Genomic DNA, 14071 nt, shown 5'->3' on the forward strand with positions numbered 1-14071 from the left:
TGGAGAACTCCATGACCGCTCGTTACCCGCACCTGCTGGCCCCCCTCGACCTCGGCTTCACCACCCTGAAGAACCGCACCCTGATGGGCTCCATGCACACCGGCCTGGAAGAAAAGGCCAATGGCTTCGAGCGCATGGCGGCTTACTTTGCCGAGCGCGCCCGCGGTGGTGTCGGCCTGATGGTCACCGGCGGTATCGGTCCGAACGAGGAAGGTGGCGTGTACTCCGGTGCAGCCAAGCTGACCACTGTCGAGGAAGCCGAGAAGCACAAGATCGTCACCCGCGCGGTGCATGAGGCCGATGGCAAGATCTGCATGCAGATCCTGCATGCCGGCCGTTATGCCTACAGCCCGAAATCGGTAGCGCCGAGTGCGATCCAGGCGCCGATCAACCCGTTCAAGCCGAAAGAGCTGGACGAGGAAGGCATCGAGAAGCAGATCCAGGACTTCATCAACTGCTCCTTGCTGGCCCAGCAGGCCGAGTACGACGGCGTCGAGATCATGGGTTCGGAAGGTTATTTCATTAACCAGTTCCTCGCTGCCCACACCAACCACCGCACCGACCGTTGGGGCGGCAGCTACGAGAACCGCATGCGCCTGCCGGTGGAGATCGTCCGCCGCGTGCGTGAGGCCGTTGGCCCGAACTTCATTATTATCTACCGCCTGTCGATGCTCGACCTGGTCGAGGGCGGCAGCACCTGGGATGAGATCGTCCTGCTGGCCAAGGCCATCGAGAAGGCCGGTGCGACCCTGATCAACACCGGTATCGGCTGGCACGAAGCGCGTATCCCGACCATCGCCACCAAGGTGCCGCGCGCGGCCTTCACCAAGGTTACCGCCAAGCTCAAGGGTGAAGTCAGCATCCCACTGATCACCACCAACCGCATCAACACCCCGGAAGTGGCCGAGCAGGTACTGGCCGAGGGCGATGCCGACATGGTGTCCATGGCCCGTCCGTTCCTCGCCGACCCGGACTTCGTCAACAAGGCGGCAGAAGGCCGTGCCGACGAAATCAATACCTGCATCGGCTGCAACCAGGCCTGCCTGGACCACACCTTCGGCGGCAAGCTGACCAGCTGCCTGGTCAACCCGCGTGCCTGCCACGAGACCGAACTGAACTACATCCCGACCACCGCCGTGAAGAAGATTGCCGTGGTCGGTGCCGGCCCCGCAGGCCTGTCCGCCGCCACCGTGGCCGCCGAGCGTGGCCACAGCGTGACCCTGTTCGATTCGGCCAGCGAAATCGGTGGCCAGTTCAACGTGGCCAAGCGCGTGCCGGGCAAGGAAGAGTTCTATGAGACCCTGCGCTACTTCAAGCGCAAGCTGGAAACCACCGGTGTCGATCTGCGCCTGAATACCCGTGTGTCGGCTGATGACCTGGCCAAGGGCGGCTATGACGAAATCATTCTGGCCACCGGTATCGCACCTCGCACTCCGGCCATTCCGGGCATCGAGCACGCCAAGGTGATCAGCTACCTGGATGCCATCCTGCAGCGCAAGCCGGTTGGTCAGAAGGTTGCGGTGATTGGTGCCGGCGGCATCGGCTTCGACGTGTCTGAGTTCATCACCCACCAGGGCGAGGCGACCAGCCTCAATCGCGACGAGTTCTGGAAGGAATGGGGTATCGACACCGCTCTGGAAGCCCGCGGCGGCGTGGCGGGCGTGCAGGCGCATCCGCACCCGGCGGCGCGTGAAGTGTTCCTGCTGCAGCGCAAGAAATCCAAGGTCGGCGACGGCCTGGGCAAGACCACCGGCTGGATCCACCGCACCGGCCTGAAGAACAAGAACGTGCAGATGCTCAACTCGGTCGAATACCTCAAGGTCGACGACGCCGGCCTGCACATCCGTATCGGCGAAGGCGAGCCGCAGGTGCTGCCGGTGGATACCGTGATCGTCTGCGCCGGCCAGGATCCGCTGCGCGAGCTGCAGGATGGCCTGGTTGCCGCCGGGCAGAACGTGCACCTGATCGGTGGCGCCGATGTCGCCAGTGAGCTGGACGCCAAGCGCGCGATCAACCAGGGCTCGCGCCTCGCCGCCGAACTCTAAAGCACCCGACGCCCCGCCTAGTGCGGGGCGTTTTGTATGTGGCCCATAACAATAAGGAGAAGCCCGTGTCCGCTAACCTTCAACTGCAACCGGCAGCCGCCGTCACCCTCGCGCAGTGGCATGGCTTGATGCAAAAAAACGATCTCAGCAAACTGCCCGATTTGCTGCACCCGCAGGCGGTATTCCGCTCGCCCATGGCGCACAAGCCCTATGCCGGCGCGCCCATGGTCTCGCTGATTCTCAATACCGTGAGCAAGGTGTTCGTCGACTTCGTCTATCACCGCGAGCTGGCCAGTGCCGATGGCCTGAATGTGGTGCTGGAATTCAGTGCCAAGGTCGGTGAGCGCGAGCTCAAGGGTATCGACATGATCCGCTTCGATGAGGCCGGCAAGATCGTTGAGTTTGAGGTGATGATTCGGCCAATGAGCGGCCTGCAAGCCCTCGGCGAGGAGATGGGGCGGCGTCTGGCGCCCTTCCTGGCGGCCAAACCGGCCTGATTGGGCAAAACCCCATCACAGTTTGATCCTGCCGCCGGCCCATCTGCGACTGGTGGCAGGTGACTGCCAACCCAGTCACATTGCCCGCTTTGCATTTTCCCCTAGACTTGCCTGAGGCAAGGAGTAATGCCTGTTTTACCGGTTTCGCGTGCCCAGGAAGATGGCCCGCAAGACAGCACGTGTCAGCCAGGTGTCGCGAGGAAAGTCATGAGCATGCAGAACAAACCGCAGATGGTCGAAGCCGTGATGTTCTTCAATGAACAACGCGGCATCTGCAAGGAAATGTTCTTTCCCGAATTTGAGGCATTACTCGACGGTGTGGTCAACATGCCGGAGTTCGCCGACGAGCAGGTACGCATGGCCTACCTGCTGATCAACCCGCGCCTGCTGATCCGCTCCGTGGTGTTTTTCTACCTGGATTTCGACGAAAAAGGCGCCGCCGACAAGGGCTGGAACCTGCCGCTGCGTCATCTGGCCGACAACGCCGGGCGCGGTCCCGACTTGGGTGCTGGTCCGATCCGCCTGGCCTGCCGCAGCCAGTGCCCGGTGTCCTGGCACCAGATGCACCTGTGGGATCCGAGCTTGGCGCCAGGCAAGAATGATCTGGTGCTGCTGCGCGATGCGGTCAAGCGTAACGCTCTGGGTCTGCTGGTGGAGGATGATTCCGCTGCCCTGGTATCGCCCGAGCGCCTGCAGATGGTGGCCGAGGACAAGTGGCAGGCCCCTGACGCCGTTCGTGAGGCGGCGCAACAACAGGTCGAGCAGAAGGATCAGGAACACCGCCTGAAGACCGCCCAGCTGATCAAGCAGCAGCGGTTGCGTATTACCACCCTGGGCAAACAGTACGAAGAAGAAGTGGCCCGTCTCAAGTTGGCCGGCGAAGAGCGCTTGCGCAGCCTGCAGACCGAAGTGCACAACCTGCATCAGGCTCTGCGCCAGCAGGAAGAGCTGAACGCCAGCCTGAAAGAGCAACTGAACGGGCAGGGCGCGACACTGCAGAAAAGCCGTGAGGAAATGACCCAGCAGCTGCGAGCTCTGGAGCGGCATGGGCGTACCGAGGTGGATATCCTGCGTTCGCAGTTCGAAAGCGAGTTGCAGGCCAAGGTGGCGGCGGCGGTGGCCGAATATAAAGAGCAGGTGGCTATTCGTGATGTCGAACTGGCCTACCGCACCGAGCAGGATGCCCAACTGCAGCAGGAGCTGGAGCGTCTCAAGCGCGAGCGTGACGAGTTCGCCAGCCAGGGTGGCGGGCAGATTCTCGAGCGTCTTTCCAAGCTCGGCGTGGTGTTCGTGGTCTATCACCCGGGCGCCGGGCACCTGACCATCCCGCTGCAGGATATTGCCCGCTACCAGGACAACCCGATGAGCTATGCCGCGGCCAAGTGCTTCGTCTCCGAGGCTCAGTATCGCCAATGGCTGAGTCATTACCAGCAGCCCACCTGCGAGGCGACCTTGCCCTCCGGTGATCGCTGCGCGATGCCGATCGATCGGGTGGAAACCCCCAGCCGCTTCGTCATCGGTGATTCCAACTGCTGCGCCCGGCACAAGGCAGGTAGCCGTTTGCGTACCGTCAGCTAGTGACGCTGCGCGTTCCGCAGTGGACGCCGAGCGCGCCGCTGCAGCGGTTGTCTTTGGGCTGGCTGGCGGCTGCCGATGTCGAGGTAGCGGTGCTGCGTCTCGATCTGCTCGATCCGTTGGTTTCCGGCAACAAGTGGTTCAAGTTGCTGCCCCATCTGCTGGCTGCCGAAGCAGCCGGTGCCAACGGGCTGATCAGTCTGGGCGGTGCCCACTCTAATCATTTGCATGCGCTGGCGGCGGCCGGGCAACGCTTCGCTTTTCCGACAGTGGGCTTGCTGCGTGGCGAGCCCCAGGATACCCCGACCACTGACGACCTGCAGACCATGGGCATGCACCTGCACTGGCTGGGGTACGGCGGTTATCGCGCGCGCCACCAGGCAGATTTCTGGCTGCCCTGGCAGCATCGATATCCCCACCTGTATCCAGTGGCCGAAGGTGGCGCCGGCCTGCCTGCGGCGCGAGCCTGCGTCTCTATAGTCGAGATGGCACAGGCACAACTGGCGCAACTGGGTTGGACTGATTATCAAGGCTGGTGGTTGGCAGCCGGTACCGGGACGACCCTGGCCGGACTGGTGCTGGCCGAGGCGGGGCAGCATCACGTCTATGGAGCGCTGGCTGTGCCGCCGGGGCAGGGCGTGGAAAATACAGTGGCCAGCCTGCTGGCCGAGGCTGGGCAGGCGCCTGGTGGTTATCGTCTACTGGATGCCAGTCGCGGCGGTTTCGCCCGTTTGGACGCAGACTTGGCAGTATTTATCGACGAGGTGCAAAGCGAGTCTGGGGTACCGCTGGAACCGGTCTATACCGCCAAGGCATTGCTGGCATTGCGCAGCGAGGTTGAGGCCGGTTACTTTGCGCGAGGCACGCGCCTGTTGTTTCTGCACACTGGCGGTTTGCAGGGGCGTCGGGCCCAGGCAGAACGTCTGCAGCAACTGGCTGCGTCTTGAGCAGTGATGCCGGCAAGAATAATCAAAGGATAGGTTCTGATGAGTGAGCCCCTGAACCCCGAACAGTTGCGCAGTTTCACCCCGCTCAATGTGCTGTCCGAACAGCAATGGCGGGAGTTGCGCAGCCAGTTGGTGCCGCAGCATCTGCTGGCCGGGCAGTTGTTGTTTCGCCAGGGCGACCAGGCACGTACCACTTACTATCTGCTGTCCGGCGAGCTGTTGTTGTGCGGCGCCGATGGCCAGGAAGAGCGTCTGCAGGCCGGCACTGCAGCCAGCTGCCATCCGCTTTCACCGAGCCTGCCGCGTCTGCATGAGGCGCGTGCGCTCAGCGATGCCAGCGTACTGGCACTAGACAGCGCGACCCTCGGGCGCTTGTTGACCTGGCGTCTGGCTTACCAGGATCTGTTGCTGGAACTGGCGGGTAACGGTGAAGACACCGAATGGCTGGAGCGGCTACTGGAGAACCCGCTGTTCACCAAGGTACCGCCGGCCAACGTGCGCGCCATGCTCGAACGCCTGCACCCGATCGATCTGCCTGCCGACAGCCGCGTGCTGGTCGAGGGGGAGAGTGGAGATTGCTGCTATTTCCTCAAGAGTGGCCGCGCCGAGGTGATTCGCGGTGCCGACAGCGCGCGCCAAGTATTGGCCGAACTGGAGATTGGCGCTTGTTTTGGCGAGGAGGCGCTGCTTTCCGATCAGCCACGCAATGCCAGTGTCACCATGATCGAAGCCGGTGTGGTGTTGCGCCTGGATCGCCAGGATTTCTTCTCCCTGCTCAAGGCGCCGGTGGTCGACGAAGTCTCCTTCGGCGAGGCGGCTCGCCTGCTGGGTAATGGCGCGCAGTGGCTGGATGTGCGCCTGCAGGACGAGTACGAACGCTCCCATGCGCAGCACTCCCTGAACATGCCGTTGCAGCTGCTACGCCTGAAAACCCGTCTGCTGGACAAGGGCAAGACCTACCTGTGCTACTGCGACAGCGGCAAGCGCAGTGCCAGTGCGGTGTTTCTCCTCTCCCAGCTGGGTTTCAGCGCCTACGCCCTGCGCGATGGCCTGGATGCGCTGCCGCCGATCCAGCGTGATGCCCTGCTCTGCGAAAGCGGCCCCGGCTACCTGGCTCGTTCCGGCGGACGTACCGAACGCAGTCACTGAAGCATGCCCGCAGAGGCGGACGATCCGCTCCTGGCGCTTTTGTCGTAGGAGCGAGCTCTGCTCGCGAAGGGCTGTGACTCGGTTTGCTTCGCGAGCAGAGCTCGCTCCTACAGGGATGCCGGGTTCGGCCAGTCATCGCTGACCACAAAGACCCGCTCGGCTTCGTGCCAGTCACCATCCGCTCCCGCCTCTAGGCGCACCAGCAGTTGCGCCGGTGCCGTTGGCGCCAGGCTCTCCAGCCAGTCGCGCGCTGGCTCGGCAGGGCAGAGCGCCTCGGCCGCCAGGCGCGCCGGCGCCAACCAGGCCTGGCGCGGCAGGACCTGCCAGTGCGCCTCTTGATTCTGCAGGGTGAAGTCCGCCCACTCGCGCCGGTGCAGCCAGCGTCCGCGCAGGTGTAGCGGATTGGCGCCGGCAGGCGCATGGCAGGAGGTTGCCCAGGGATAGAACAGGTAGCCGCTCAGCCACATGCCTGGCTGCGCGGGTTGCTCGCAGATGCTGGCCAATGCGCTGCGCGCCTGCGGCGTGGCCGATAGCGGCAGCTGGTGCGCGGCCATGTGTTGCAGTTTGAGTCCCAGGCGATCGTCGCTGGCCGGTCCCAGCCAGTGCCCGGCTTCTGAGCCGGGATGGCGGCGTGGACCAAGGTAGAGCTTGATCGCCAGCTCCAGGTGATGAATGCCGTGATCGTCGCGCAATAGCAGGTCCAGTTCGCCGAGGGTGCGGCCCTGGGCGCGAATTGGCAGGTTAGCCGCCAGTACCTGCACATCCGGCGCCGCCTGCAGGGCGAATTGCCAGAGACGCTCGTAATAACGACCGAGGCGACTGGAACCGCTGGAGAGAAACTGCAGTAAGGCCTGGCTGTCGCGCTCCAGGCTAAGCAACCAGTCACTGATTCGGTGCGGCTCGCGCAGCCAGCTGCTGGCCGTCAGCGGATGGCGCAGCGGCAAGGCGGCGCTGTCCTGCAGCAACGGTGGGGCGAGCAGGGCCCAGGCCAGGTCGCGTACCTGGGGGTGGCGCAGCTGCTCGAGCAGCTCGTCGAGGTGGGGTAGGGTGTGCATTTGCCGAGCATAGCCGAGGCCGGTTTGCCGCTGTGCCGGCCTTTCGCCCATAATCCGGGCAATTCCTCCCGTTGCAGAGCGCCCCATGGAGCAATTTCGCAATATCGGCATCATCGGTCGTCTGGGTAGCGCGCAGGTGCTGGATACCATTCGCCGCCTGAAAAAATTCCTCATCGATCGTCACTTGCATGTGATTCTCGAAGACACCATCGCCGAAGTGCTGCCGGGCCACGGCCTGCAGACCAGTTCGCGCAAGATCCTCGGCGAGGTCTGCGACCTGGTCATCGTGGTCGGTGGCGATGGCAGCATGCTCGGTGCCGCCCGCGCCCTGGCCCGGCACAAGATTCCGGTACTCGGCATCAACCGCGGCAGCCTGGGCTTTCTCACCGATATCCGCCCGGACGAGCTGGAAGTGAAGGTCGCCGAGGTGCTCGAGGGCAATTTCCTCGAGGAGAGCCGCTTCCTCCTGGAAGCCGAGGTGCGCCGCCACGGCGAAGCCATCGGCCAGGGCGATGCGCTCAACGACGTGGTGCTGCACCCGGGCAAGTCGACCAAGATGATCGAGTTCGAGCTGTATATCGATGGTCAATTTGTCTGCAGCCAGAAGGCCGACGGCCTGATCATCGCCACTCCGACCGGCTCCACCGCCTATTCGCTGTCCGCCGGCGGGCCGATCATGCACCCCAAGCTGGATGCCATGGTCATCGTGCCGATGTACCCGCACACCCTGTCCAGCCGGCCAATCGTGGTCGATGGCAACAGCGAGCTGAAGGTTGTGGTGGCGGATGACCTGCCGATCTACCCGCTGGTTTCCTGCGACGGGCAGAACCACTTCACCTGCGCCCCGGGCGACACCATCACGGTGGCCAAGAAGCCGCACAAGCTGCGCCTGATCCATCCGCTCGGACACAACTACTACGAGGCTTGCCGCACCAAGCTGGGCTGGGGCAGCCGTCTGGGGGGCAACGACTAGATGCTCGACCCCGCGCGCGGCTACGACCTGATTGGCGATGTGCACGGTTGTGCCCATAGCCTGGCGCGCCTGCTCGAGCAGCTGGGCTACCAGCGGCATGCCGGCGTCTGGCGTCATCCGCAGCGCATGGCGCTGTTCCTCGGTGACCTGATCGACCGGGGCCCGCGCATCCGCGAGACCCTGCATCTGGTCCACGACATGGTCGCCGCCGGCCAGGCGCTGTGCATCATGGGTAACCACGAATACAACGCCCTGGGCTGGTGTACGCCGGCGCTGGAAGGCAGCGGCAAGCAGTTCGTCCGTGAGCACACGCCGCGCCACGAACGCCTGCTGGAGCAGACCCTGCTGCAGTTCGAGGGCCACCCGGCCGACTGGCAGGATTTCCTCGGCTGGTTCTACCAACTGCCGCTGTTTCTCGATGCCGGCCGTTTCCGTATGGTGCACGCCTGCTGGGATGCTGGACTGATTGCCGCCCTGCGCGCCGAACATGCCGATGGCCGCATCGACGAGGCCTTCGTCAAGGCCTCGGGCGTGCCCGGCAGCTTCGCCAACCGGGTCTTCGAACGCCTGCTGCGTGGCACCGACATGCGTTTGCCGCAGGGCCTGACCCTGACCAGCGAGGAAGGTTTTACCCGCGCCTTCTTCCGTACCAAGTTCTGGGAAGACAACCCGCAAACCTACGGCGACGTGGTCTTCCAGCCCGATGCCTTGCCCGACGAGGTGGCCCGTACGCCGCTGTCGCCGGACGATCGCAACCGCCTGCTGCAATACGGCCTGGATCAGCCAATGCTGTTCGTTGGCCACTATTGGCGGCGTGGCCTGCCGGCGCCGATCCGGCCCAATCTGGCCTGCCTGGACTACAGCGCGGTAATGGCTGGCAAGCTGGTGGCCTATCGCCTGGATCAGGAAACACAGATCGATCCGCATAAGTTCGTCTGGGTCGAAGTCGAGCCCCCGGAGGCGCCACGATGAGCATCGTGGCTGCGCTGCGCCGGCCGCTGGGCGAGGATTTGAGCGGTTTCGTACGGATGCTGCGGCAACTTGATGTACCGCACCGGGTCAGTGAAGAGGCGGGCGAACAGGTGCTGTGGGTGCCGGACGAGCAACTGGCCGAAGAGGTGCGCGGGCTGTTCCAGCGCTACCCGCAAGGTGGCGAGGCGCAGGTTCAGGTAGATCCCGGCCGGCCGTCGGCGTGGCGCGGGGTTGCCACGCAGCTGCGCGACAGCCCGTTGACCGCACTGGTGCTGCTGCTAACGCTGGTAGTGACCTTGTTGAGTCAGTTTGGCGACAACCATGCCGTCACTCACTGGATCACCTTTGTTGACTATCAGGTGCATGGCGAATACGCCTATTTCGTGCCCTGGCTCGACAGTCTTAAGGCGGGTGAATGGTGGCGTTTGTTTAGTCCCATGTTGCTGCATTTGAACTGGCTGCACCTGGCAATGAATGGCATGTGGTACTGGGAGCTAGGTAGGCGTATCGAATACCGTCAAGGGCGTCTGGGGCTGCTCGGTCTTACGTTGCTATTTGGCCTGCTATCCAACTCGGCTCAATTCTGGTTTGAAGGCTCCGGTAGGTTTGGCGGTCTTTCCGGCGTGCTCTACGGCCTGCTGGGCTACTGTTGGATCTTCCAGCTGCTGGCGCCGACCCCGGCCTATGTACTGCCGCGCGGCGTGTTGGTGATGATGCTGATCTGGCTGCTGGTATGCCTGAGTGGCGCCGTCGACCTGCTCGGTTTTGGCGCGATTGCCAACGCCGCCCATGTCGGCGGTCTGCTCGCCGGCTGCGCCACCGGCCTGCTGGGCGGTGCACTGGCGCGCGCGCGCCGGTAAACTGCCAGCCTGTTCTAGCCTCCTGCTGTTGGAGTTTGCGATGTCCTCGTTTGCCGAAATGATTGAAAACATCACCCCCGAGATCTACCAGAGCCTGAAACTGGCGGTGGAAATCGGCAAATGGCCGGACGGCCGCAAGCTGACCCAGGAGCAGAAGGAGCTGTCGCTGCAGGCCATGATCGCCTGGGAAGTGCAGAACCTGCCCGAGGACCAGCGCACCGGCTACATGGGCCCGCAGGAGTGCCAGTCGCACGCCGCGCCGATCCCCAATATCCTGTTTAAATCCAACGACACCCTGCATTGATGACCCAGACCATGAACGAGCTGGGCCGCGGCGCACTGAGCAAGATGACCATACGCCTGGGCGAGACGGCGCAATACGCTTTCCGTCTAGACGAGCAGGAAGTGCCGGTCAACCCGTTGCTGGGCAAGCGCATCCGTCTGGAGTTCCTTGGCGCCATCCATTGTACCCACTGCGGGCGCAAGACCAAGAAGAGCTTCGCCCAGGGCTACTGCTATCCCTGTTTCACCAAGCTGGCGCAGTGCGACAGCTGCATCATGAGCCCCGAGCGCTGCCACTATGACGCCGGCACCTGCCGCGAGCCGCAGTGGGGCGAGCAGTTCTGCATGACCGATCATGTGGTGTACCTGGCTAATTCCTCGGGGATCAAGGTCGGCATTACCCGTGCCAGCCAGCTGCCCACGCGCTGGCTGGATCAGGGCGCCAGCCAGGCGCTGCCGATCTTCCGCGTGGCCACCCGCCAGCAGTCCGGTTTCGTCGAAGATCTGCTGCGCAGCCAGGTGGCGGACAAGACCAACTGGCGCGCCTTGCTCAAGGGCGATGCCGAGCCGGTCGACCTCGCCGGCGTGCGCGAGCAGCTTATGAGCAGCTGCGCCGAAGGCATTGCCGCACTGCAGCAGCGCTTCGGCCTGCAGGCGATCCAGCCGGTCAGCGATGTCGAGGTGCTGGAAATTCGCTACCCGGTCGAGGCCTACCCGACCAAGGTGGCCAGCCACGATCTGGAAAAGACCCCGGTGGTCGAGGGTATCCTCAAGGGCATCAAGGGCCAGTACCTGATTCTCGACACGGGCGTGATCAACCTGCGCAAATACACGGCCTACCAGGTCGCCGTACTCACCGAATAAGAGGCCACAAGCCGATGCGTACCGAACAGCCGAAAATGATCTACCTCAAGGACTATCAGGCCCCCGACTACCTGATCGACGAGACCCACCTGACTTTCGAGCTGTACGAGGATCACACCCTGGTGCATGCCCAACTGGTGATGCGCCGCAACCCGGCCTGCGGCGCCGGCCTGCCGCCGCTGGTGCTGGATGGTCAGCAGCTGGAGTTGCTGAACCTGGCCCTGGATGACCGTGAGCTGACGGCCGCCGACTACCAGCTGGACGACAGCCACCTGACCCTGCAGCCGACCCAGGAACGCTTCGTCATCGACAGCAGCGTGCGCATCCACCCGGAAAGCAACACCGCGCTTGAGGGCCTGTACAAGTCCAGCGGCATGTTCTGCACGCAATGCGAGGCCGAAGGCTTCCGCAAGATCACCTATTACCTCGACCGCCCGGACGTGATGAGCAAGTTCACCACGACCGTCAGCGCCGAGCAGCACAGCTACCCGGTGCTGCTCTCCAACGGCAACCCGATCGCTACTGGCAGCGAAGGCGACGGCCGCCACTGGGCGACCTGGGAAGATCCGTTCATGAAGCCGGCCTACCTGTTCGCCCTGGTCGCCGGCGACCTCTGGTGCGTGGAAGACCGCTTCACCACCATGAGCGCCCGCGAAGTGACCCTGCGCATCTATGTCGAGCCGGAGAACATCGACAAGGTGCAGCACGCCATGGACAGCCTGAAAAAGTCGATGAAGTGGGACGAAGAGGTGTACGGGCGCGAGTACGACCTGGACATCTTCATGATCGTCGCGGTCAACGACTTCAATATGGGCGCCATGGAGAACAAGGGCCTCAACATCTTCAACTCCAGCTGCGTGCTGGCCCGTGCCGAGACCGCCACCGACGCCGCGCACCAGCGCGTCGAGGCGGTGGTGGCCCATGAATACTTCCACAACTGGTCGGGCAACCGCGTGACCTGCCGCGACTGGTTCCAGCTGTCGCTCAAGGAAGGCTTCACCGTGTTCCGCGACAGCGAGTTCAGCGCCGACATGAACTCGCGCACGGTCAAACGCATCGAAGACGTGGCCTACCTGCGCACCCATCAGTTCGCTGAGGATGCTGGTCCGATGGCCCACCCGGTACGCCCGGATGCGTATATGGAAATCTCCAACTTCTACACCCTGACCATCTACGAGAAGGGTTCCGAAGTGCTGCGCATGATCCACACCCTGCTCGGCGCCGAGACCTTCCGCAAAGGTTCGGACCTGTACTTCGCCCGTCACGACGGCCAGGCGGTGACCTGCGACGACTTCGTCAAGGCCATGGAAGACGCCAGTGGCGTCGACCTGAGCCAGTTCAAACGCTGGTACACCCAGGCCGGCACGCCGCGTCTGGAAGTCAGCGAGAGCTACGACGCGGCAGCCAACAGCTACCGCCTGCAGTTCCGCCAGAGCTGCCCGGCCACGCCGGGGCAAGCCGAGAAGCTGCCGTTCGTCATCCCGGTCGAGCTGGCGCTGCTGGATGCCGAAGGCCGTGAGCTGCCGTTGCAACTGGTCGGTGAAGACAAGCCTGTAGGGCGCTCCCGCGTGCTGCAGGTGACCCAGGCCGAGCAGGCCTTCACCTTCCTCAACCTTGAGGCCAAGCCGCTGCCGTCGCTGCTGCGTGGTTTCAGCGCGCCGGTCAAGCTGAGCTTCCCCTACAGCCGCGACCAGCTGATGTTCCTCATGCAGCATGACAGCGACGGCTTCAACCGCTGGGAAGCCGGCCAGCAGCTATCCGTGCAGGTGCTGCAGGAATTGATCGGCCAGCATCAGCGCGGTGAAGCACTGGTGCTCGATCAGCGCCTGGTCACGGCGCTGCGCAGCGTGCTGGAAAACGCCAGCCTGGATCAGGCCATGGTCGCGGAGATGCTCTCGCTGCCGGGCGAGGGCTACCTCACCGAGATCAGCGATGTGGCCGATGTCGACGCCATCCATGCCGCCCGCGAGTTTGCTCGCAGTGAGCTGGCCAGTGCGCTGTTCGAACCGCTGTGGGCGCGCTACCAGGCCAACCGCGAGCTGTCGCGCAGCACCGCTTATGTCGCCGAGTCGGCGCATTTCGCCCGCCGCAGCCTGCAGAACATCGCGCTGTCCTACCTGATGCTGACCGGCAAGGCCGAGGTGCTGGCCGCCTGCCTGGAGCAGTTCGAGGTCTGCGACAACATGACCGAGCGCCTCGCCGCCCTGGCCGTGCTGGTCAACTCGTCGTTTGAGGCGGAGAAGAACGAGGCACTGAAGTCCTTCGCCGAGCATTTCAAGGACAACGCCCTGGTCATGGATCAGTGGTTCAGCGTGCAGGCCGCCAGCACCTTGCCAGGTGGCCTGTCGCGGGTGCAGGCGCTGATGCAGCACCCGGCCTTCACCATGAAGAACCCGAACAAGGTACGCGCGCTGATCGGTGCCTTCGCCGGGCAGAACCTGATCAACTTCCATGCGGCCGACGGCAGCGGTTACCGCTTCCTGGCCGACCAGGTGATCAGCCTGAACGCCTCGAACCCGCAGATCGCTTCGCGCCAGCTGGGCCCGCTGACCCGCTGGCGCAAGTACGACGCCTCGCGCCAGGCGCTGATGAAGGCTGAACTGGAGCGCATCCTGGCTTCCGGCGAGCTGTCCAGCGATGTCTTCGAGGTGGTCAGCAAGAGCCTCGCCTGATGCTCTTTACGCCCCTTTCCTGCTGTCAGGGAAGGGGCGTAAAGAGTGTTACCTAGCGCTTGCTTGGTAGCGCTATCTGTTACCGCTACGCGTCAGTCTGTTTCCTTTCCGCCTGATCAGTTTTTCCCTCTCGGAAGCCCGGTTTTCCTGGCTTTTCTCTGCTTTAAAACACCCTCAATT

12 protein-coding genes are annotated in these 14071 nt (G+C 63.6%); 11 read left to right on the forward strand and 1 reads right to left on the reverse strand.

Translation table 11 applies throughout. From position 1 onward, the window contains the following. Positions 1-11: 11 nt before the first annotated feature. From H3H45_RS09340 to H3H45_RS09360, 5 genes are all read left to right on the forward strand, one after another. Positions 12-2045: an NADPH-dependent 2,4-dienoyl-CoA reductase gene (locus H3H45_RS09340; RefSeq protein WP_182833461.1), complete on the forward strand. Its 2034-nt coding sequence runs from the start codon at positions 12-14 to the stop codon at positions 2043-2045. Positions 2046-2110: 65 nt separating this feature from the next. Beyond that, complete coding sequence (locus H3H45_RS09345; protein ID WP_328822295.1) at positions 2111-2542, forward strand: nuclear transport factor 2 family protein; 432 nt, start codon at positions 2111-2113, stop codon at positions 2540-2542. Between the two features lie 207 nt (positions 2543-2749). Next, a complete protein-coding gene (locus H3H45_RS09350; protein ID WP_182833462.1) occupies positions 2750-4120 on the forward strand; it encodes a coiled-coil domain-containing protein in 1371 nt (456 codons plus the stop codon). Continuing rightward, a complete protein-coding gene (locus tag H3H45_RS09355) occupies positions 4120-5064 on the forward strand; it encodes a 1-aminocyclopropane-1-carboxylate deaminase/D-cysteine desulfhydrase (RefSeq protein WP_182833463.1) in 945 nt (314 codons plus the stop codon). The genes H3H45_RS09350 and H3H45_RS09355 overlap by 1 nt, the downstream gene beginning before the upstream one ends. 39 nt (positions 5065-5103) lie before the next feature. Further along, positions 5104-6213: a cyclic nucleotide-binding domain-containing protein gene (locus tag H3H45_RS09360; protein ID WP_182833464.1), complete on the forward strand. Its 1110-nt coding sequence runs from the start codon at positions 5104-5106 to the stop codon at positions 6211-6213. 107 nt (positions 6214-6320) lie between these two features. Here the strand turns inward: H3H45_RS09360 and H3H45_RS09365 are convergent, their stop codons facing one another. Further along, complete coding sequence (locus tag H3H45_RS09365; RefSeq protein WP_235983546.1) at positions 6321-7268, reverse strand: DUF1853 family protein; 948 nt, start codon at positions 7266-7268, stop codon at positions 6321-6323. Between the two features lie 85 nt (positions 7269-7353). On the opposite strand from H3H45_RS09365, the gene H3H45_RS09370 reads away from it, so the two are divergent. The 6 genes from H3H45_RS09370 to pepN are packed head-to-tail and all read left to right on the forward strand — an operon-like array spanning position 7354 to position 13891. Continuing rightward, positions 7354-8241 carry an NAD(+) kinase gene (locus tag H3H45_RS09370; RefSeq protein WP_182833466.1) on the forward strand — a complete coding sequence of 296 codons (888 nt, stop codon included), beginning with the start codon at positions 7354-7356 and terminating at the stop codon, positions 8239-8241. After that, entirely contained in the window at positions 8242-9213 is a 972-nt protein-coding gene (locus tag H3H45_RS09375) for a metallophosphoesterase (protein ID WP_182833467.1), read from the forward strand. Continuing rightward, a complete protein-coding gene (locus H3H45_RS09380) occupies positions 9210-10073 on the forward strand; it encodes a rhomboid family intramembrane serine protease (protein WP_182833468.1) in 864 nt (287 codons plus the stop codon). The genes H3H45_RS09375 and H3H45_RS09380 overlap by 4 nt, the downstream gene beginning before the upstream one ends. A 40-nt stretch (positions 10074-10113) precedes the next feature. After that, on the forward strand, positions 10114-10377 hold the full coding sequence (locus H3H45_RS09385; RefSeq protein ID WP_182833469.1) for a YeaC family protein: 264 nt from the start codon (positions 10114-10116) through the stop codon (positions 10375-10377). A gap of 11 nt (positions 10378-10388) precedes the next feature. Continuing rightward, the gene (locus tag H3H45_RS09390) at positions 10389-11219 is read left to right on the forward strand and encodes a DUF2797 domain-containing protein (RefSeq protein WP_182833895.1); all 831 of its coding nucleotides are present in this window, start codon (positions 10389-10391) and stop codon (positions 11217-11219) included. Between the two features lie 14 nt (positions 11220-11233). Continuing rightward, positions 11234-13891, forward strand: a complete 2658-nt coding sequence (pepN, locus tag H3H45_RS09395; RefSeq protein WP_182833470.1) for an aminopeptidase N — start codon at positions 11234-11236, stop codon at positions 13889-13891. Positions 13892-14071: the final 180 nt, after the last annotated feature.

The sequence above is a fragment of the Aquipseudomonas guryensis genome (assembly GCF_014164785.1).
GTDB lineage: Bacteria > Pseudomonadota > Gammaproteobacteria > Pseudomonadales > Pseudomonadaceae > Aquipseudomonas > Aquipseudomonas guryensis.

Bases quoted from the DNA above. Each gene is read 5' to 3' on its own strand.
- H3H45_RS09375 (WP_182833467.1), top strand. From the start codon at position 8,242: ATGCTCGACCCCGCGCGCGGCTACGACCTGATTGGCGATGTGCACGGT.
- H3H45_RS09365 (WP_235983546.1), bottom strand. From the start codon at position 7,268: ATGCACACCCTACCCCACCTCGACGAGCTGCTCGAGCAGCTGCGCCAC.
- H3H45_RS09340 (WP_182833461.1), top strand. From the start codon at position 12: ATGACCGCTCGTTACCCGCACCTGCTGGCCCCCCTCGACCTCGGCTTC.
- H3H45_RS09385 (WP_182833469.1), top strand. From the start codon at position 10,114: ATGTCCTCGTTTGCCGAAATGATTGAAAACATCACCCCCGAGATCTAC.
- H3H45_RS09370 (WP_182833466.1), top strand. From the start codon at position 7,354: ATGGAGCAATTTCGCAATATCGGCATCATCGGTCGTCTGGGTAGCGCG.
- H3H45_RS09350 (WP_182833462.1), top strand. From the start codon at position 2,750: ATGAGCATGCAGAACAAACCGCAGATGGTCGAAGCCGTGATGTTCTTC.
- pepN (WP_182833470.1), top strand. From the start codon at position 11,234: ATGCGTACCGAACAGCCGAAAATGATCTACCTCAAGGACTATCAGGCC.
- H3H45_RS09360 (WP_182833464.1), top strand. From the start codon at position 5,104: ATGAGTGAGCCCCTGAACCCCGAACAGTTGCGCAGTTTCACCCCGCTC.
- H3H45_RS09380 (WP_182833468.1), top strand. From the start codon at position 9,210: ATGAGCATCGTGGCTGCGCTGCGCCGGCCGCTGGGCGAGGATTTGAGC.
- H3H45_RS09390 (WP_182833895.1), top strand. From the start codon at position 10,389: ATGAACGAGCTGGGCCGCGGCGCACTGAGCAAGATGACCATACGCCTG.